The following is an 18,152-nucleotide window of genomic DNA, read 5'->3' on the forward strand; positions in this document are numbered from 1 at the left end:
TGTCTTTGTTGTTGTCGTTCAGACGTCGGAAGAGAAGTCGCCCGCAGCATGGCGCTCTTCGACGGCGCGCTGGTAGCTGGGCTTCTCGCCGCGCACCACGCCGACGAGTTCGTCGACCATGGCGATCAAGAGCAGCCAACAGCCGATCACGAAGCTCGACTGCGGAATCCAGATCGGGATCACGAGCAGGCCCGTGGCCATTTCCTTGAACTCGTAGCTCTCGTACGTGAAGCTGGTGGCCCAGTACGTCAGGTAGGCCACCGACACGGCGGCGACCAGCAGGCAGGCCACGTCGAGCACGCGGCGCACCTTCGGCGGCACGGCGTCGAGCAGCAGCGTGACCCGCACGAAGTCGCCGTGGCGAAAGGCGTGTGCCATCGCGAAGAAGGCTGCCGCCGCGCACAGCCAGGCCACCGCGTCGTTGAGCCCGCTCACGTGCCAGTTCATCTGCCGGCCCACGCCGGCCACGATCATCAGCACGAAGATCAGGAACACGCAGAAAGCGCCGAGCGCGCCTGCACCGTTGTACAGGCGGTCGAGGAAGCGGCGCACGGCTTACTTCTTCTTGTAGGCGTCGACGATCGCCGCGCCATCCGCACCGGCCGCCTTGAGCCAGTCGGCCTGCATGATGCCGCCGACCTGGCGCATATCGTTGTCCAGCTTGGGCGAGGGCTTGTGGATCTTCATGCCGCGCTCGGCCAGCAGGCGCTTGTACTCGTCGTTCTTCTCCTGCGCGACCTTCCAGCCGCGTGCCTCGGCATCGGCCGCGGCCTTGGTGACGGCGGCCTTGCCGGCGGCGTCGAGTGCATCGAAGGCCTTGGCGTTCACGAGGATCGCGTTCTTCGGAATCCACGCCTGCGTGTCGTAGAAGTTCTTGATGTGCTCGAAGGTCTTGGTGTCGTAGCCGGTAGAGCCCGAGCTCATGTAGCTCTCGATCACGCCGGTGGCCATGGCGGCGCTCAGTTCAGCCTGCTGGATCTGCACCGGCTGCGCGCCGATGAGTTCAGCGATCTTGGCCGTGGCCGGGCTGTAGGCGCGCCACTTGATGCCGCGCAGGTCGGCCACCGAGCCGATCTCCTTCTTGGTGTAGATGCCCTGCGGTGCCCACGGCACCACGAACAGCACCTTGATGCCTTGCGCGGCGAGCAGCTTGTCCATCGCGGGCTTGGAGGCGTCGTAGAGCTTGCGGGCCTCGGGATAGGTCGTCGCCAGGAAGGGCACGCCGTCCAGCGCGTAGATCGGGTTCTCGTTGGCGTAGTTGGCCAGCAGGATCTCGCCGGCCTGGGCCTGGCCGCTTTGCACGGCGCGCTTGATCTCGGGTGCCTTGAACAGCGACGCGTTGGCATGCACCGTGATCTTCAGCTTGCCGCCGGTGGCCGCGTCCACGTCTTTCGCGAACTGCGTGATGTTCTCGGTGTGGTAGTTGGTCGCGGGGTAGGCGGTGGGCAGGTCCCACTTGGTTTGCGCGAAGGCGGCGGCGCCAAGGGTGAGGCCCGCCAGGGCAATGCCGAACTTGTGATTCATGGACGCGCTCCGGAATGTAGTCAAAGCTGAATGAAAGAAAAGCATACGTGCAAATTCCGGGCCATTCGCTGAGGCATTTCCCTGCCATGTGGTGTCGATGCGGCACCAGGCGCGGGCATGAAAAAACCGCCTCGGGGGCGGTTTCTTCGGTTCAGGTCGGCGTCACTGCTTGGCGGGTTTCGCTTCGGCCACCTTGGCGGCCTTGCTTGCCTTGGCCGGTGCCGCCGCGCCGTTGAAGCTCTGGCCGTTGACCGTCAGGCCTTCGGCCGACAGCTTGGCCGCGCTCTTTTCCTTCACGCCCTTCACGCGCTGCATGAGGTCGGGCCAGTCCTTGAACTCGCCTTCCTTGCGGGCGTCGAGGATGCGCTTGGACAGCGAGGGGCCGACGCCCTTGAGGCCGTCGAGGTCGGCGGCACTGCCCTTGTTGGCGTCGACGGCGGCAAACGAGACGGCCGCGAAGCACATGGCGAGCGTGGCGATGACTTTCTTGAACATGGTGAAAACTCCCTCTTCAATCGTTGGTATAGCTATGCCGACAGGAATATCGGCTTCGGCTCAACGAGAGGGCGCGCGCGGCAGTTGACGTGAAAACGGGGCCAGAGGCCCCGTGTGACGATTGTTCTGAACCGTGGTCAGAGTTCTTCCACGCGCCGCGGCGGGTAGCTGTCCCAGGCCTGGCAGCCGGGGCAGTGCCAGAAGTACTGGTGCGCCTCGAAGCCGCAGGCTGCGCAGCGGTAGCGCATGAGCGGACGGGTCGCCTGGTCGAGTGCGCGTTGCACCTGCGGGTGGAACTGCTCGTGCTCGAAGCGCTCGCCGGCGAGCCAGCGCGACGCCGCGACCAGCGAGGGCTGGTGCGCGAGGTGGGCGATGTAGCTGTCGCGCGGCGTGGGGGCTTCGGTGGGCGTGTCCGATGGCGTGGCGTCGGGTGTGCCGCCGAGCGCGATCATCGCTTCGAGCACGTCGATCGACGGCGACTCGGCATAGCGCCGCTGCAGCAGCGCGAGCGCCTCGCCTTCGCGCTGCGCGGCCACGGCGGCTTTCTGCAGCGACGCGGCATACAGCGGCAGCGCCAGCGGTGCCGTGTCGCTGAGCCCTTCGAGCGTGTCGAAGGCCGCGGCGGCTTCGCCGTTGCGCAGCTGCAAGGTGGCGGTGTCGATGGCCGGGCGCGGTGCCTGCGGTGCCAGGGCGCGGGCTTGCGTGAGCAGGTCGCCGGCGCCCTGCAGGTCGCCGGCCGCGACGCGTTCGTTGGCCTGCTCGCACAGGTGGTGGGCGCGGCGCGTGCTGTAGCTGGCCTGGTCGGACTCGTCGAGCTTCTGTGCCACGTCGGCGGCCTGCGCCCATTCGCGCGAGCGTTCGTAGATGGCCAGCAGCGCGAGCCGGGCCTCGTTCTCGTATCGCGTGCCTTCGAGCTTCTGCAGCGCCGCTTCGGCGCGGTCGAGCAGGCCGGCGCGCAGGAAGTCTTGCGCCAGCGCGTGCTGCGCGCGCTCGCGGTCGGCACGGCTCAGGTCGCCGCGGCCCAGCAGGTGCTCGTGCACGCGCACCGCGCGCTGGTACTCGCCGCGGCGGCGGAACAGGTTGCCGAGCGCGAAGTGCAGCTCCTGCGTGTCGGGGTCGTTCTGCACGGCCTCGATGAAGGCGTCGATGGCCTGGTCCTGCTGCTCGTTGAGCAGGAAGTTCAGGCCGCGAAAGTAGGCCTTGGGCGCCTGCCGGTTCTCGAGCTTGAGCTGGCGGATGTCGAAGCGCGATGCGAGCCAGCCCAGCACGAAGGCGACGGGCAGGCCGATCAGCAGCCAGCTGGGATCAAAGTCCATGTTGACGTACGGCGGGAAGGTCGGTGGCGGAGATGGACGGCGTTGCCGCGGAGGCGGTCGCAGTGGCCAGCGGTGCGGGCGAGGGGGCTTCGGAAACCGCAGGCACCTGGGCGGCGGCGGCGCGGTGTTTCCACCAGCCGGGCAGCATGCCCAGCGCGCCGACCACGAGCCCGCCGGCAAAGGCCGCGAGCACGACGAGCACCAGCGGCGCGCGCCAGTGGGTTCCGAAGAAGAAGTAGACGGTCGCGTCGTGCTGGTTGTTCAGCGCGAAGGCGAAGAGCGTAAAAAAAATGGCTGCCTTGAGCAGCCACAGGAGGTATTTCATAGCTGTTCCCGTTGCCGGGAGCATTCTACGTTTGCATTCATTTGCATCAGGCCTTGCGGCCGGCGGCTTCCTTGCCTGCATCGAGCTCGGCGGTCTTCGCGTCGACGGCTTCGCGCAGCGCCTTGCCCGGCTTGAAGTGCGGCACGCGCTTCTCGGGAATCTGCACGCTCTCACCCGAACGCGGGTTGCGGCCGATGCGCGGCGGACGGCGGTTGACCGAGAAGCTGCCGAAGCCACGGATCTCGATGCGATGGCCGCGCACCAGCGCGTCGCTCATGGCGTCCAGGATGGTCTTGACGGCGTATTCGGCATCGCGGTGCGTGAGCTGCGCGAAACGGGCTGCGAGTTCTTCGACGAGGTCTGAGCGGGTCATAGGCCAAACATAAACGAAAAACGTGGACGAAAAAAAAGACAGAGCGGCCCCGGGGGCCTGCCTCTGTCTTCGGACTCAGCTTACTTGTTGTCGCTGTTGTCGAGCTTGGCGCGCAGCAGGGCGCCCAGGCTGGTCGTGCCCGCGTTTTCGCGTGCCGACTGCTGGCTCAGGCTGGCCATGGCGCCTTGTTCGTCGACCATGTCCTTCTGCTTGATCGACAGCTGGATGTTGCGGGTCTTGCGATCCACATTCACCACGATGGCCGTGACTTCGTCGCCTTCCTTGAGCACGTTGCGGGCATCTTCGACGCGGTCGCGCGAGATTTCCGAAGCACGCAGGTAGCCGATGATGTCTTCGCCGAGGTCGATTTCAGCGCCGCGGGCGTCCACGGTCTTGACCTTGCCGGTCACGATCTGGCCCTTGTCGTTCACGGTGGTGAACGTGGTGAACGGATCGCTGTCGAGCTGCTTGATGCCCAGCGAGATGCGTTCGCGGTCGACGTCGACAGCCAGCACGATCGCTTCGACTTCCTGGCCCTTCTTGTAGTTGCGAACGGCGGTTTCGCCGGTTTCGTTCCACGAGAGGTCCGAGAGGTGCACCAGGCCGTCGATGCCGGCAGCCAGACCCACGAACACGCCGAAGTCGGTGATCGACTTGATCGGGCCCTTGACGCGGTCGCCACGCTTCGTGTTCTGAGCGAACTCTTGCCACGGGTTGGCCTTGCACTGCTTCATGCCCAGGCTGATGCGGCGCTTGTCTTCGTCGATTTCCAGGACCATGACTTCGACTTCGTCGCCCAGCGAGACGATCTTGTTCGGAGCGATGTTCTTGTTGGTCCAGTCCATTTCGGAGACGTGCACCAGGCCTTCGATGCCGGGTTCGAGTTCGACGAACGCGCCGTAGTCGGCAATGTTCGTGACCTTGCCGAACAGGCGGGTCGATTGCGGGTAGCGGCGCGAAACGCCCATCCACGGGTCGTCACCCATTTGCTTGAGACCCAGCGAGACACGGTTCTTTTCGGTGTCGAACTTGAGGATCTTGGCGGTGATTTCCTGGCCGGCCTGAACGACTTCGCTCGGGTGGCGAACACGGCGCCATGCCATGTCGGTGATGTGCAGCAGGCCGTCGATGCCGCCGAGGTCCACGAACGCACCGTATTCGGTGATGTTCTTGACCACGCCGCGGACAACAGCGCCTTCCTTCAGGGTTTCCATCAGCTTGGCGCGCTCTTCGCCCATGCTGGCTTCGACCACGGCACGACGCGACAGCACGACGTTGTTGCGCTTGCGATCGAGCTTGATGACCTTGAATTCGAGGGTCTTGTTTTCGTACGGGGTCAGGTCCTTGATCGGACGCGTGTCGATCAGCGAGCCCGGCAGGAATGCGCGGATGCCGTTGACCAGAACGGTCAGGCCGCCCTTGACCTTGCCGCTGGTGGTGCCGGTGACGAAGTCGCCCGATTCCAGGGCCTTCTCCAGGGCGAGCCACGAAGCCAGACGCTTGGCGGTGTCGCGCGAGAGGATGGTGTCGCCGTAGCCGTTTTCAACGCTGCCGATGGCAACGGAAACGAAATCGCCGGCCTGGACTTCGAGTTCGCCCTTGTCGTTCTTGAACTCTTCGATCGGCACATACGCTTCGGACTTCAGACCGGCGTTGACGACGACGTGGTTGTGTTCGACACGCACGACTTCGGCGGTGATGACCTCGCCGCTGCGCATTTCGGAACGCTTCAGGGACTCTTCGAATAGGTCGGCAAAAGATTCAGACATTTATGGTTCCTTCCGTCAGGCAGGGTTGGCAGGCGCTCTTGCGAAATTGCGTGCGGCTGCTGTGGGTCTGTAGACGGCGGTTAGGTTGTGGGCGTGAGCCCGGTTGGTTGAACAACCAGCAGGCCGGTGCGCTGTCGCGCGGAAGGAGCCTGCTGGAGCGGTAGGCGCCACCCGGAACACCCGGGAGACGCAAGTCTTTCAAGCGGACTTGAAAGGCTGCACTTCAATCCGCTCAAGCGGACTTGAACGGTTGAATTTCTTGCCACCAGTTCAACACCGTGTCGATCGAGCGTTCGATGGACAGCTGGGAGTTGTCGAGGTGGCGAGCGTCCTGCGCCGGCTTCAAAGGTGCAACGCTGCGGGAAGAGTCCCGGGCGTCACGTGCTTCCAAGTCGGAGCGAAGACTGTCGAGTGTAGTCGAAATACCCTTTGAAATCAACTGCTTATGCCGCCGTTCGGCGCGCTGGGCGGCACCCGCCGTGAGGAACACCTTGAGCGCCGCGTCGGGGAAGATCACGGTGCCCATGTCGCGCCCGTCGGCCACGAGGCCGGGCAGGCGGCGAAAGCGGTGCTGCAGGTCTTGCAGCGCCTCGCGCACGGCGGGCAGCGCGGAGACGCGCGAGGCATCCATGCCGGCGGCTTCGGTGCGGATGTCGTCGCTCACGTCTTCGCCGGCCAGCAGCACCTTGCCCTCGGTGAACTGAAGGGGCAGGGCGGCGGCGAGGGCGGCGATCTGCGCTTCGTTCGCGGCGTTGGCCTCCAGGCCGGCACGGCGCGCGGCAAGCCCGGTCACGCGGTAGAGCGAGCCCGAATCGAGGTAGTGGTAGCCCAGCAGGCGCCCCACCTCGGCGGCCAGCGTGCCCTTGCCCGAGGCGGTCGGGCCGTCGATGCAGATCACGGGCACTTCGGCGGCCTCGGCCACCGAGAACAGGGTCTCGAAGTAGTCGGGGAAGGTCTTGGCGACGCAGTGCGGCTCGAGGATGCGCACCGGCACGCCGGCCGGGTTGAAGGCCGCGAGCGAGAAGCACATGGCGACCCGGTGGTCGTCGTAGGTGCGGATGCTGGCGGGCCGCCAGCCGGCGGCGGGGAGGGGGTGGACGCGGATGAAATCGGGCCCGGCCTCGACCGTCGCGCCGAGCTTTTGCAGCTCGTTCGCCATGGCGTCGATGCGGTCGGTTTCCTTCACGCGCCAGCTCGCGATGTTGCGCAGCGTGGTGGGACCGTCGGCGTACAACGCCATGACGGCCAGCGTCATGGCGGCGTCGGGGATGTGGTTCGCATCGAGGTCGATGGCTTTCAGGGGCCAGGCGCCGCGGCGGATTTCGAGCCAGTTCGGGCCGCTGTCGACCTGCGCGCCCATCTGTTGGGCGGCGTCGATGAAGCGGATGTCGCCCTGGATCGAGGCCGCGCCGACGCCTTCGATGCGGATGCCGTTCTGGCCTGAAATGCCCGTTGCGATGGCACCAAGTGCTATGAAATAGCTAGCAGACGAGGCGTCCGCCTCGACGTGGATCTCGCCCGGCGAGCTGTAGCGGCTGCCGGCGGGAATGGTGAAGCGCTCCCAGCCGTCGCGTTGCACCGTGATGCCGAAGCGCGCCAGCAGGTTCAGCGTGATCTCGATGTAGGGCTTGGAGATCAGCTCGCCGACGACCTCGATCACGATGTCGTCGGCCGCCGCCAGCGGCAGTGCCAGCAGCAGGGCGGTGAGGAACTGGCTCGACACGTCGCCGCGCACCCGGATCGGGGCACCCAGCGCCAACTCGTCGTGCGACACCGGATGGATGCGCAGCGGCGGGTAGCCGGGGTTGCCGAGGTAGTCGATGCGGCAGCCGAGTTGCGTGAGGGCGTCGACCAAGTCGCCGATCGGGCGCTCGTGCATGCGCGGCACGCCGCTGAGTTCGAATTCGCCGCCGAGCAGCGACAGCGCCGCCGTCAGCGGACGCATGGCCGTGCCGGCGTTGCCCAGGAAGAGCGGCAGCAGCGTCGCGCCCAGCGACGGCGGCAGCTGGCCGCCCAGGCCCGTGATGCGCAGCGAGGCGCCGGCCGGCTCGATGCCGCAGCCCAGCGCGCGCAGGGCGTCGAGCATCACGCGCGTGTCGTCGGAATCGAGCAGGTCGTGGATCGTGGTGGTGCCGCTGGCGAGCGCAGCCAGCAGCAGCACTCGGTTGGAGATGCTCTTGGAGCCCGGCAGCCGGACCGTGCCGGCGGCGCCCGCGAGGGGGGGGAGGTCGAGGAAGGCGGTCGAGAACATGTCAGCTGTCCTGCTGGGCCAAGGCGTCGGTGCTCGAGTTCGGCTTCCAGGCGGCGCGCGCCTTGCTGGCGGCGGCGATGGATTGCTCCAGGCCCTGCAGGTCGCCGGCGGTCATCAGTGCTTCGAGGTCTTCCAGCGCCTTGCGGAAGGCCTGCGACTGCTGCAGCACCTGCTCGCGGTTGGCGAGTAGCACGTCGCGCCACATGACGGGGTCGCTGGCGGCGATGCGCGAGAAGTCGCGAAAGCCCGGTCCCGCGAGGCTCAGGAAGCGGTCGCCCTGCGGCTGGCCGATGAGGGCGTTGGTGTAGGCAAAGGCCAGCAGGTGCGGCAGGTGGCTCACGGCGGCGAAGGCGGCGTCGTGCTCTTCGTGCGTCATGGTGACGACGTTGGCGCCGATGCCGCTCCACACCTGCGAGGCGCGCTGCACGTTGGAGCGCAGCGTGGTCTTGACGGGGGTCAGCACGACCTGGCGGCCGGTGAAGAGCGAGGCTTCGGCATGCTCGATGCCGGAGACTTCCTTGCCGGCGATCGGATGCGCCGGCACGAAGTTCGCGAACTGCTTTTGCAGGCCGTTGCGCGCGGCCTCGATCACGTCGCCCTTGGTCGAGCCCACGTCCATCACCAGCGTGTCGGCAGAGATGCCGTGGCGGATGGCCTTGAAGGTGGCTTCCGAGGCGGCCACCGGCACGGCCAGCAGCACGATGTCGGCACCCGACACCGCCAACAGCGCCGAGGGCGCCGCCACGTCGATCACGCCGAGCTGGCGCGCCCGCTCGGTGGTGGAGGGCGACTTGCTGTAGCCCACCACGCGTTTCACCAGCTTCGCGCGCTTGAGCGCGAGCGCAAAGGAGCCGCCCATGAGGCCGCAGCCGATCAATCCCAGTTGCTCGAACATCGCGTCGGTCCGTTCGGCTCAGGCTTTGATCGGGTAGGCGCCGAGCACCTTGTAGAAGGCGCAGAGCCCGCGCAGTTCGGCCAGCGCCGCCGCCACGTTGGGCTGCGAGGGGTGGCCGTCGAGGTCGATGTAGAAGTAGTACTCCCACTGGCCGGTGCGCGCGGGGCGCGACTCGAAGCGCGTCATCGACACGTTGTTGGCCTTCAGCGGCACCAGCAGGTCGTGCACCGCGCCGGGGCGGTTGGGCACCGAGACGATCAGGCTCGTGCAGTCCTTGCCCGAGGCCGGCGGCATGGCCAGCGTCTGCGGCAGGCAGATCACCGAGAAGCGGGTGCGGTTGTACGAATCGTCCTGGATGGCGTGCGCCACGATGTGCAGGCCGAAGCGGGTGGCGGCGCGTTCGCCGGCCAGCGCGGCCCAGGCCGGGTTGGTGGCCGCGAGGCGTGCGCCTTCGGCGTTGCTCGACACGGCGCGTCGCTCGGCGTTGGGCAGGTGCTTGGACAACCAGGTCTGGCACTGCGCCAGTGCCTGCGGATGGGCCAGCACGGCCTCGACGCCTTCGAGCGAATTGCTGCTGCGCATCAGGTGGTGGCGCACCAGCAGGCTGACTTCGCCGACGACATGGGTGGGCGAGTGCAGGAACAGGTCGAGCGAGCGCGTGACCACGCCTTCGGTCGAGTTCTCGACGCCGACCACGCCGTACTGGGCGCTGCCTGCGGCGGTGGCGTGGAACACCTCGTCGAAGCTGGCGCAGTAGATCAGGTCGGCGGCGCCGCCGAAGTACTCGATGGCGGCCTGTTCGCAGAAGGTGCCTTCGGGGCCGAGCACGGCCACGCGTTGGGGCGATTCGAGAGCCAGGCAGGCCGACATGATCTCGCGCCAGATGGCCGCAACATGGAGGTCCTTGAGCGGACCGCCATTGCTGCTTTGCATCTTGTCGATGACCGCGGCGACGCGGTCGGGACGGAAGAACGGCGTGCCTTCGCGCTTCTTGACCTCGCCGACCAGCTCGGCCACATGGGCGCGCTCATTGAGCAGGCTCAGCAGCCGTTGGTCGAGGGAGTCGATCTGCACGCGCAGACCGGCCAGGCTTTCGGAATTGTCGGGGGTGGTGGGTGGTGTGGGGGCAGAGGCGGTCATCGGTGCGAGCAACAGGGCATGCGCCTACGCATGCGATCGCTCGAATTCTCTCATGTAGGCCACCAAGGCCTGCACCCCTGCCAACGGCATGGCGTTGTAGATGCTCGCGCGCATGCCACCGACCGACTTGTGGCCCTTGAGTTGCAGCAGCCCGGCTTCGCGCGCGCCGGCCAGGAAGGCCTCGTTGCGCCCTTCGTCGGCCAGGAAGAACGGCACGTTCATGCGCGAACGGCAGTTGGCGTCGATGCGGTTGGCGTAGAAGTCGGAGCCGTCGATGAAGTCGTACAGCAGCTTCGCCTTCTCGACATTGCGCTGCTCCATGGCGGCGATGCCGGTGAGCGCGCCCTCGGTCTGCTGCAGCAGCCACTGGAACGTGAGCCCCGCCATGTAGATGCCCCAGGTCGGCGGGGTGTTGTACATGGAGTGGTTGTCGGCCACGGTCTTGTAGTTGAACGCGCTCGGGCAGATCTCGAGCGCGTGGCCCAGCAGGTCGTCGCGCACGACCACGATGGTCAGGCCGGCGGGGCCGAGGTTCTTCTGGGCGCCGCCGAAGGCCAGGCCGACGCGGCTCCAGTCGACGCTGCGCGAGGCGACGTGGGAAGAAAAATCGATGACCAGCGGTGCCTTGCTGCCGAGCGCGGCCAGGTCGGGCAGTTGCTGGAACTCGATGCCGTTGATGGTCTCGTTGCTGCACACGTGCACATACGAGGCTTCGGCGGACAGCTGCCAGCTGGCGGGATCGGGCAGCTGCGTGTGCTGGTTGTCGGCGTTGCTGGCCGCCACGCGGGCGGTGCAGTAGCGCTGCGCTTCCTTGTGCGACTTGGCGCTCCAGCTGCCGGTGACGACGAAGTCGGCAACACCGCCGCGCGACAGGTTCAGCGGCACGATGGCGTTTTCGCCGAGGCCGCCACCCTGCATGAACAGGATGTGAAAGTGCGAGGGGATGGCCAGCAGCGTGCGGATGTCGGCTTCGGCCTGGGTGCAGATGGCACCGAATTCCTTGCCGCGATGGCTCATCTCCATCACGCTCATGCCGCTGCCCTGCCAATCGAGCATCTCGGAAGCGGCGCGTTGCAGCACCGCCTCCGGCATGGCAGCCGGACCGGCCGAAAAGTTGTAGGGGCGCTTGCCGGCCGGCGTCTGCTGCTGGGTCACGTTGCTTTACTTCTTGGCGGGAGCCTTGGCGGCGGGCGCCTTGGCGGGAGCTGCTGCACCGTCGGTCGGAGCACCGAGGGCCTTGGCGACGTTGGTGTCGAGTGCGCGCATCTTGGGTTCGATGGTGGCGCGGGTTTCGGTCACCAGCTTTTCCGTCAGAGCGGTCTGCATCTTCGGGTTCAGTTCCTGGTACTTCTTGCTCAGGGGCGAGTTGATCCAGGCCAGCAGCTGCTTGAGTTCGTCTTCGCTGAAGTTCTGCTCGAGGATGGGCGTGAGGGCGCCAGGGGCGATCTGCACGGCCTTGTCGCGCACCAGCGGGTAGGCGTCGTCGAAGTACTTCTTCAGCTCGGCGTCGGCGGCCTTGGCGGCGGATTCGCGCTTGGCTTCGGGCACCTGGGTCTGCAGGTACTGCGAACCGGCTTGCGCGATGGGGGCGCTCGACTGCTCGATCAGGCCGCGTGCCAGCGACTCGATGCCAGGGCGCTGGATCTCGATGAACTGCTTGATCAGCGTGGCCTTGTCCTGGGCCATGGCGGCCATGGACGAGCCGGCGAGGGCAGCGGTCAGGAGTGCGAGCTTGAGTTGTTTTTTCACTGAGGATTCTCCGTTGAAGATGTGGAAGTGTCGTCTGCGTCCGGCTCACCTTCGCCGTTCGCGTCGTTTTCGACGATGCGTTGAAGCCCGCTGAGTTTGGCGCCTTCGTCGAGCCCGATCAGCGTGACGCCTTGCGTCGCCCGACCCAGTTCGCGAATCTCGGCCACACGGGTGCGCACGAGCACACCCTTGTCGGTGATGAGCATGATCTCATCGTCCGCATGAACGAGCGTGGCGGCAACGACCTTGCCGTTGCGCTCACTCTGTTGAATCGCGATCATGCCTTTGGTTCCGCGGCCATGACGCGTGTATTCGGTAATGCTTGTGCGTTTTCCGTAACCATTTTCCGTGGCGGTGAGCACGCTCTGCTGCTCGTCCTCGGCCACCAGCATGGCGATCACGCCCTGGCCCGGCTCCAGTGACATGCCGCGCACGCCGCGGGCGTTGCGGCCCAGCGGGCGGACGTCTTCCTCGTCGAAGCGCACGGCCTTGCCGTTGTCGCTGAAGAGCATCACGTCGTGCTTGCCGTCGGTGAGCGCCGCGCCGATGAGGTAGTCGCCTTCATCGAGGTTCACGGCAATGATGCCGCCCTTGCGCGGGTTGCTGAATTCGTCGAGCGCCGTCTTCTTGACCGTGCCCATCGAGGTCGCCATGAACACGTACTGGTCGGCCGGGAAGTTGCGCTTCTCGCCGGTGAGGGCGAGGGCGACGTTGATCTTCTCGCCTTCCTGCAGCGGGAACATGTTGACGATGGGACGTCCGCGCGAGCCGCGCGAACCCGCCGGCACTTCCCACACCTTGAGCCAGTACAGCCGGCCGCGGTTGGAGAAGCACAGGATGTAGTCGTGCGTGTTGGCGATGAAGAGCTGATCGATCCAGTCGTCGTCCTTGGTGGACGTGGCCTGCTTGCCGCGCCCGCCGCGCTTTTGCGCGCGGTACTCGCCCAGCGGCTGGCTCTTGATGTAGCCGCTGTGCGAGAGCGTGACCACCATGTCGGTCGGCGTGATCAGGTCTTCGGTCGAGAGGTCGTAGGCACTGTGCTCGACCAGGCTGCGGCGGGCGCCGATCTTCGATTGGCCGAACTCCTGCTTGATCTCGCCGAGTTCGTCGCCAATGATGATCGAGACGCGCTCGGGCTTGGCCAGGATGTCGAGCAGGTCGTCGATCTCGGCCATGACGTCCTTGTACTCGGCGACGATCTTGTCCTGCTCGAGGCCGGTCAGGCGCTGCAGACGCATCTGCAGGATTTCCTGCGCTTGCGTTTCCGACAGGCGGTACAGGCCGTCGCCGCCCATGCCGTATTCACGCTCGAGGCCTTCGGGGCGGTAGTCGTCGGCGTTGATCACGCCGCCGTCGGCGCGCGAACGCGTGAGCATTTCGCGCACCAGCTTGCTGTCCCAGCTGCGGGTCATGAGCTCGGCCTTGGCGACCGGCGGGGTGGGCGACTCGCGGATGATGCGGATGAACTCGTCGATGTTGGCCAGCGCCACCGCCAGGCCTTCGAGCACGTGGCCGCGTTCGCGGGCCTTGCGCAGCGTGAAGACGGTGCGGCGCGTGACCACTTCGCGGCGGTGCTGCAAGAAGACCTCGATCAGGTCCTTCAGGTTGCACAGCTTGGGCTGGCCGTCGACCAGCGCCACCATGTTGATGCCGAAGGTGTCCTGCAGCTGCGTCTGCTTGTAGAGGTTGTTGAGCACCACCTCGGGCACTTCGCCGCGCTTGAGCTCGATGACCAGGCGCATGCCCGACTTGTCGGATTCGTCCTGGATGTGGCTGATGCCTTCGATCTTCTTCTCGTGCACCAGCTCGGCCATGCGCTCCTGCAGCGTCTTCTTGTTGACCTGGTAGGGGAGCTCGTCGACGATGATCGCCTGGCGCTGGCCTCGGTCGATGTCCTCGAAGTGGCACTTGGCGCGCATCACGACCTTGCCGCGGCCGGTGCGGTAGCCGTCCTTCACGCCGTTGATGCCGTAGATGATGCCGGCGGTGGGGAAGTCGGGCGCCGGCACGATTTCCATCAGTTCGTCGATGCTCGCCTGCGGATTGCGCAGCAGATACAGGCAGGCATCCACCACTTCATTCAGGTTGTGCGGCGGGATATTGGTGGCCATGCCGACCGCAATACCGCCGGAGCCATTGACCAGCAAATTCGGCAGCTGGCTGGGCAAAACTTTCGGTTCTTTTTCGGAGCCGTCGTAATTGTCCTGAAAGTCGACAGTTTCCTTGTCGATATCGGCCAGCATTTCATGCGCAATTTTGGCCAGCCGGATTTCCGTATAACGCATTGCGGCGGCGTTGTCGCCGTCGACCGACCCGAAGTTGCCCTGGCCGTCGACCAGCATGTGGCGCATCGAGAAGTCCTGGGCCAGCCGGACGATGGTGTCGTAGACCGACTGGTCGCCGTGCGGGTGGTATTTACCGATCACGTCACCGACGATACGGGCCGACTTCTTGTACGGCCGGTTCCAGTCGTTGTTGAGCTCGTGCATCGCGTACAGCACGCGCCGGTGCACCGGCTTGAGGCCATCGCGGGCGTCGGGAAGCGCCCGGCCGACGATCACGCTCATGGCGTAATCGAGGTAGCTGCTGCGCATTTCCTCTTCGAGACTGATGGGCAGGGTTTCTTTGGCGAAGGAGGTCATGAGCAAGAGGCTGGCGGCAGGAAGGCGAAATTTTACGCTGTGAGGGGTGTCGCACCGCCGCAACACAAGGGCTCTATTCCGCCTCCGTCCTACGCTTCAGGGGCGTCCAGCGGCCTGTTTGCCAAAGACCCTATGGCACAATCGTCTCAACGTTTTGGGTGGTGGTCACTTAAAGCGTCCTTGATTCGCAGCGCGGCTGCGGCTTTTTCCCCAAGAGGAGAACCATGAAGAAACTGAATAAAGTGGCGATGATGTTTGCAGTCGCTGCGCTCGCCACTGCCGCCGGCGCGCAGACCCGTGTCACCGCTGCGAACGGCGGTCCTACGATCGACAACTGGCAAAACGGCACCGGCGAACTGGTCTGGAAGAACGGCACGAACGAACTGTGCTGGCGCGATGCCAACTGGACGCCCGCAACGGCTGCCGCCGGTTGCGACGGCGCTCTGGTTCCGGCTGCTCCGGCTGCTGTGGCTCCCACGCCTGGCGCTCCGGTCGCTCCGCCTGCCGCACAAGTCGCTGCTTCGAAGGTCACCTTCGCTGCTGACGCCTTCTTCGACTTCGACAAGTCGGTGCTGAAGCCCGAAGGTCGCGCCAAGCTGACCGACCTGGTCGAGAAGATCCGTGGCGTGAACCTCGAAGTCATCATCGCTGTGGGTCACACCGACTCCATCGGTACCGACGCCTACAACCAGCGTCTGTCGGTGCGTCGCGCCGAAGCCGTCAAGGCCTTCCTGGTCTCGAAGGGCATCGAACGCAACCGCGTCTACACCGAAGGCAAGGGCGAGAAGCAGCCTGTGGCTGACAACCGCACCAAGGAAGGCCGCGCCAAGAACCGTCGCGTGGAAATCGAAGTGGTTGGCACCCGCGCCAACTGATCGATCGATTCCATCGACGAATGAAAACCCCGCCTCGGCGGGGTTTTTTTATGCCTGCCGTATTTGCGGCGCCGCCTGATGCAAGCCCATTGCTTTCGAGCCGGGCTTTGCTCGCTTCATAATTGCCCCATGACAGAAAACGTGAATGCAGACCCGGCCGAACTGGCCAAGTTTTCGGAACTCGCACACCGGTGGTGGGATTTGGAGAGCGAATTCCGCCCGCTGCACGAAATCAATCCATTGCGGTTGGAATGGATTGACGGTATTGCGCCTATTTCGGGCCAGCGCGTGGTCGATATCGGCTGCGGCGGCGGCATCTTGGCCGATTCGATGGCGCGCAAGGGCGCCGACGTGCTGGGCGTCGACCTCGCGACCAAGGCGCTCAAGGTCGCTCAACTGCACGCCCTCGAAGCCGGGACGCGCGGCGTCAAGTACCGCGAAGTCAGTGCCGAGGCGCTGGCAGCCGAGCAGCCCGGCAGCTTCGATGTGGTCACCTGCATGGAAATGCTGGAGCACGTGCCCGATCCGGCGTCGGTGATCCAGGCCTGCGCCACGCTGGTGAAGCCGGGCGGTTGGGTGTTCTTCTCGACCATCAACCGCAACCTGAAGTCCTTCATGCTGGCGATCGTGGGCGCCGAGTACGTCCTGGGCATGCTGCCACGCGGCACGCACGAGTACCCCAAGCTGATCCGCCCCAGCGAACTGGCCGGCTACTGCCGCGCTGCCCGCCTGGACCTGCGCCACACCCGGGGAATGGAATACAACCCGCTGACCCGCCGCTACTGGCTCAGCGCCGACACCAGCGTCAACTACCTCTTCGCGACCCAGAAGCCGGCGCCGCCGGAGGCGCAGGGGTGATGAAGATCGGGAGCACGACCACACAGGCCATCCTGTTCGACCTTGACGGCACGCTGATCGACAGCGCGCCCGACCTGGGCGCGGCGGCCGACAAGATGCGCACGGACCGTGGCCTGGCGCCTTATCCACTGGAGCGCTACCGCCCGATGGCCGGCGCCGGCGCACGCGGCATGCTCGGCATCGCCTTCGGCATCACGCCCGATGCGCCGGAGTTCGATGCGCTGCGCGAGGAGTTCTACGTCGGCTACGAGCGCCGCATGCTGCTCAACACCCTCGTGTTCGACGGTGTGGCGCCGCTGATCGAGGCGATCCGCGAGCGCGGCCTGCGCTGGGGCGTGGTCACCAACAAGTCGGCCCGCTTCACCGAACCGCTGACCGCCGCGATGCCGCTCTTCGCGAGCGCCGGCGCGATCGTGAGCGGCGACACCACGCCGTTCGCCAAGCCGCACCCCGAGCCGTTGCACGAGGCGGCGCGCCGTCTTGGCGTGGCGCCAGAGGCCTGCATCTACGTGGGGGACGACGAGCGCGACATCATCGCGGGCCGCGCCGCGGGCATGGGAACCGTGGCGGCCACCTACGGTTACATGGGTTCGCAGGCCGATGCGGTGCTGTGGAAAGCCGATGCCTCAATCTCTTCGCCCCTGGAGCTCTTGAAGTTACTCAATAGCGCCTAAAATGAGTCGCTTGGGGCTGCACTGGTTTCGACGTGGGTTCGGAGTCGCAGCGGGGCATGTCGAGCTGAATGCGCTCGTAAAACAGATTCAAACAAACTAACTGCAAACGACGAACGTTTCGCACTCGCTGCTTAATTGCCAGTGAGCCTTGCAACAGTTGGCCGATGGGCTGGGCAAGGGGGTCTGGAGCAATCCTGACCTCCCGGCTGCAAGGATAATTACATGGGCTGGCTCCGATCCGGGTACCTTGGGTCGGGGCGAGAAAATAGGGTGCTGGCGTCCGGTTTAGCGTGTGACTGCGCGACTCCGGAAGCGAGACTTAAATCAGATCACTACACATGTAGAACTGCGCGATGAAGGCTTGCGGACGGGGGTTCAAATCCCCCCAGCTCCACCAACATAACGTCCGAGGGCGTTCACTGAAGTCCAGTGAACGCCCTTTTTCATTGGGGAATCGCCTGCTGGCAGTCCAGTGATATCCGATGGAGTCCACTTGTAGCCGACTCAAAACCGGGGAACGGGCCGGGGAACAATCGGGCAGAATCCAGTTTTTCCGGGCGCTTGTTCCCCGGTTTTTCTGCTTTTCGGACTGCCCCGCCCATGTTGACCGACAAACACTGCAAGAACGCCGCCTGTCCTCCCGACAAGAAGCGAGCGCGATTCACCGATTCCTCTGGCTTGTATCTGGAGGTGAGCCCCGCCGGCTCGAAGCGGTGGTTCTGGAAGACCTATGCGGATGGGAAAGAGGGGCGCATGGCATTGGGCAGCTACCCGGCGATGAGCTTGGCGGAGGCGCGCAAGGCTCGAGACACTGCCAAGCTTCAGAAGGCTGATGGCATCGATCCGGTCCAGGCGCGCAAGGTGCAGAAGCTCAAGGCGAGCAACCCCGCTGGCGACACCTTCAGCGTGGTGGCCATGGAGTGGTACGGGAAGCAGAAGGATCAATGGAGCGCTGGCCACGCGGAGCGCGCGCTACGTCAGTTCGAGCGCGACCTGTTCCCCTGGCTGGGCGAGCGTCGATTGGCTGAGATCGAACCTGTGGAGCTTCTGGCCACACTCCGCAAGGTGGAGGAGCGTGGTGCGATCGAAACGGCTGATCGAGGCCTGATGCTGGCCCGCCAAGTGTGGCGGTATGGAGTCGCTACCGGCAGGATGTTGGCGCCGACCGGAAACTGAGCCAGTTTTGTACGTAGTGCCGAAGTAAAAGTGAGCCAGGTGTTCAACCTACCCTGCTGTTTATTTAAGCGGCGGGGTTCGAGGAGTGAT

The 18,152-nt window shown here is 65.4% G+C and carries 17 protein-coding genes and 1 other RNA gene; 5 read left to right on the top strand and 13 right to left on the bottom strand.

The genetic code is table 11. The features are described 5' to 3' along the window. Positions 1–18: 18 nt before the first annotated feature. The 13 genes from ACAM42_RS10680 to gyrA form a co-directional block, all read right to left on the bottom strand. The gene (locus tag ACAM42_RS10680; protein WP_062468676.1) at positions 19–552 is read right to left on the bottom strand and encodes a TRAP transporter small permease; all 534 of its coding nucleotides are present in this window, start codon (positions 550–552) and stop codon (positions 19–21) included. A 3-nt stretch (positions 553–555) separates the two neighbouring features. After that, a complete protein-coding gene (locus tag ACAM42_RS10685) occupies positions 556–1,524 on the bottom strand; it encodes a TRAP transporter substrate-binding protein (protein ID WP_369631987.1) in 969 nt (322 codons plus the stop codon). A gap of 162 nt (positions 1,525–1,686) precedes the next feature. Next, the gene (locus ACAM42_RS10690) at positions 1,687–2,019 is read right to left on the bottom strand and encodes a helix-hairpin-helix domain-containing protein (protein WP_062468671.1); all 333 of its coding nucleotides are present in this window, start codon (positions 2,017–2,019) and stop codon (positions 1,687–1,689) included. 137 nt (positions 2,020–2,156) lie between these two features. Next, positions 2,157–3,335, bottom strand: coding sequence for a lipopolysaccharide assembly protein LapB (gene lapB / locus ACAM42_RS10695; protein WP_307584920.1), 1,179 nt, complete (start codon positions 3,333–3,335; stop codon positions 2,157–2,159). Further along, a complete protein-coding gene (locus ACAM42_RS10700) occupies positions 3,325–3,660 on the bottom strand; it encodes a lipopolysaccharide assembly LapA domain-containing protein (protein WP_095744339.1) in 336 nt (111 codons plus the stop codon). Before ACAM42_RS10700 ends, lapB begins: the two co-directional genes overlap by 11 nt. A 46-nt stretch (positions 3,661–3,706) precedes the next feature. Next, complete coding sequence (locus tag ACAM42_RS10705; RefSeq protein ID WP_056582668.1) at positions 3,707–4,033, bottom strand: integration host factor subunit beta; 327 nt, start codon at positions 4,031–4,033, stop codon at positions 3,707–3,709. Positions 4,034–4,113: 80 nt separating this feature from the next. Continuing rightward, the gene (gene rpsA / locus ACAM42_RS10710; RefSeq protein WP_062468664.1) at positions 4,114–5,802 is read right to left on the bottom strand and encodes a 30S ribosomal protein S1; all 1,689 of its coding nucleotides are present in this window, start codon (positions 5,800–5,802) and stop codon (positions 4,114–4,116) included. Positions 5,803–6,034: 232 nt separating this feature from the next. Continuing rightward, a complete protein-coding gene (locus ACAM42_RS10715) occupies positions 6,035–8,053 on the bottom strand; it encodes a bifunctional 3-phosphoshikimate 1-carboxyvinyltransferase/cytidylate kinase (protein WP_369631988.1) in 2,019 nt (672 codons plus the stop codon). Position 8,054: 1 nt separating this feature from the next. Next, positions 8,055–8,948: a prephenate dehydrogenase/arogenate dehydrogenase family protein gene (locus ACAM42_RS10720; RefSeq protein ID WP_307584929.1), complete on the bottom strand. Its 894-nt coding sequence runs from the start codon at positions 8,946–8,948 to the stop codon at positions 8,055–8,057. Between the two features lie 18 nt (positions 8,949–8,966). After that, positions 8,967–10,088, bottom strand: coding sequence for a prephenate dehydratase (pheA, locus tag ACAM42_RS10725; protein WP_369631989.1), 1,122 nt, complete (start codon positions 10,086–10,088; stop codon positions 8,967–8,969). Positions 10,089–10,112: 24 nt separating this feature from the next. Then, positions 10,113–11,243: a 3-phosphoserine/phosphohydroxythreonine transaminase gene (serC, locus tag ACAM42_RS10730; protein ID WP_307584932.1), complete on the bottom strand. Its 1,131-nt coding sequence runs from the start codon at positions 11,241–11,243 to the stop codon at positions 10,113–10,115. A 6-nt stretch (positions 11,244–11,249) separates the two neighbouring features. After that, positions 11,250–11,837, bottom strand: coding sequence for a DUF2059 domain-containing protein (locus ACAM42_RS10735; protein ID WP_235926701.1), 588 nt, complete (start codon positions 11,835–11,837; stop codon positions 11,250–11,252). After that, positions 11,834–14,479 carry a DNA gyrase subunit A gene (gene gyrA / locus ACAM42_RS10740; protein ID WP_062468652.1) on the bottom strand — a complete coding sequence of 882 codons (2,646 nt, stop codon included), beginning with the start codon at positions 14,477–14,479 and terminating at the stop codon, positions 11,834–11,836. Before gyrA ends, ACAM42_RS10735 begins: the two co-directional genes overlap by 4 nt. A 224-nt stretch (positions 14,480–14,703) precedes the next feature. On the opposite strand from gyrA, the gene ompA reads away from it, so the two are divergent. From ompA to ACAM42_RS10765, 5 genes are all read left to right on the top strand, one after another. Next, positions 14,704–15,354 carry an outer membrane protein OmpA gene (gene ompA, locus ACAM42_RS10745; RefSeq protein ID WP_062468651.1) on the top strand — a complete coding sequence of 217 codons (651 nt, stop codon included), beginning with the start codon at positions 14,704–14,706 and terminating at the stop codon, positions 15,352–15,354. 129 nt (positions 15,355–15,483) lie between these two features. After that, on the top strand, positions 15,484–16,212 hold the full coding sequence (ubiG, locus tag ACAM42_RS10750; RefSeq protein ID WP_369631990.1) for a bifunctional 2-polyprenyl-6-hydroxyphenol methylase/3-demethylubiquinol 3-O-methyltransferase UbiG: 729 nt from the start codon (positions 15,484–15,486) through the stop codon (positions 16,210–16,212). Beyond that, positions 16,212–16,886 carry an HAD family hydrolase gene (locus ACAM42_RS10755; RefSeq protein WP_369631991.1) on the top strand — a complete coding sequence of 225 codons (675 nt, stop codon included), beginning with the start codon at positions 16,212–16,214 and terminating at the stop codon, positions 16,884–16,886. The genes ubiG and ACAM42_RS10755 overlap by 1 nt, the downstream gene beginning before the upstream one ends. A 12-nt stretch (positions 16,887–16,898) precedes the next feature. Next, positions 16,899–17,283, top strand: a transfer-messenger RNA (tmRNA) gene (gene ssrA / locus ACAM42_RS10760). 203 nt (positions 17,284–17,486) lie between these two features. Next, the gene (locus ACAM42_RS10765; RefSeq protein ID WP_369631992.1) at positions 17,487–18,062 is read left to right on the top strand and encodes a tyrosine-type recombinase/integrase; all 576 of its coding nucleotides are present in this window, start codon (positions 17,487–17,489) and stop codon (positions 18,060–18,062) included. Positions 18,063–18,152 lie beyond the last annotated feature (90 nt).

Source organism: Variovorax sp. V35 (genome assembly GCF_041154465.1).
In the GTDB taxonomy this organism is placed as follows: Bacteria; Pseudomonadota; Gammaproteobacteria; order Burkholderiales; family Burkholderiaceae_C; genus Variovorax; species Variovorax boronicumulans.

What these genes read in the sequence shown, in the direction of transcription:
- ACAM42_RS10685 (WP_369631987.1), bottom strand. Translation starts at nt 1,524, where the DNA reads ATGAATCACAAGTTCGGCATTGCCCTGGCGGGCCTCACCCTTGGCGCC.
- ACAM42_RS10690 (WP_062468671.1), bottom strand. Translation starts at nt 2,019, where the DNA reads ATGTTCAAGAAAGTCATCGCCACGCTCGCCATGTGCTTCGCGGCCGTC.
- lapB (WP_307584920.1), bottom strand. Translation starts at nt 3,335, where the DNA reads ATGGACTTTGATCCCAGCTGGCTGCTGATCGGCCTGCCCGTCGCCTTC.
- ACAM42_RS10700 (WP_095744339.1), bottom strand. Translation starts at nt 3,660, where the DNA reads ATGAAATACCTCCTGTGGCTGCTCAAGGCAGCCATTTTTTTTACGCTC.
- ACAM42_RS10705 (WP_056582668.1), bottom strand. Translation starts at nt 4,033, where the DNA reads ATGACCCGCTCAGACCTCGTCGAAGAACTCGCAGCCCGTTTCGCGCAG.
- rpsA (WP_062468664.1), bottom strand. Translation starts at nt 5,802, where the DNA reads ATGTCTGAATCTTTTGCCGACCTATTCGAAGAGTCCCTGAAGCGTTCC.
- ACAM42_RS10715 (WP_369631988.1), bottom strand. Translation starts at nt 8,053, where the DNA reads ATGTTCTCGACCGCCTTCCTCGACCTCCCCCCCCTCGCGGGCGCCGCC.
- ACAM42_RS10720 (WP_307584929.1), bottom strand. Translation starts at nt 8,948, where the DNA reads ATGTTCGAGCAACTGGGATTGATCGGCTGCGGCCTCATGGGCGGCTCC.
- pheA (WP_369631989.1), bottom strand. Translation starts at nt 10,088, where the DNA reads ATGACCGCCTCTGCCCCCACACCACCCACCACCCCCGACAATTCCGAA.
- gyrA (WP_062468652.1), bottom strand. Translation starts at nt 14,479, where the DNA reads ATGACCTCCTTCGCCAAAGAAACCCTGCCCATCAGTCTCGAAGAGGAA.
- ompA (WP_062468651.1), top strand. Translation starts at nt 14,704, where the DNA reads ATGAAGAAACTGAATAAAGTGGCGATGATGTTTGCAGTCGCTGCGCTC.
- ubiG (WP_369631990.1), top strand. Translation starts at nt 15,484, where the DNA reads ATGACAGAAAACGTGAATGCAGACCCGGCCGAACTGGCCAAGTTTTCG.
- ACAM42_RS10755 (WP_369631991.1), top strand. Translation starts at nt 16,212, where the DNA reads ATGAAGATCGGGAGCACGACCACACAGGCCATCCTGTTCGACCTTGAC.
- ACAM42_RS10765 (WP_369631992.1), top strand. Translation starts at nt 17,487, where the DNA reads ATGTTGACCGACAAACACTGCAAGAACGCCGCCTGTCCTCCCGACAAG.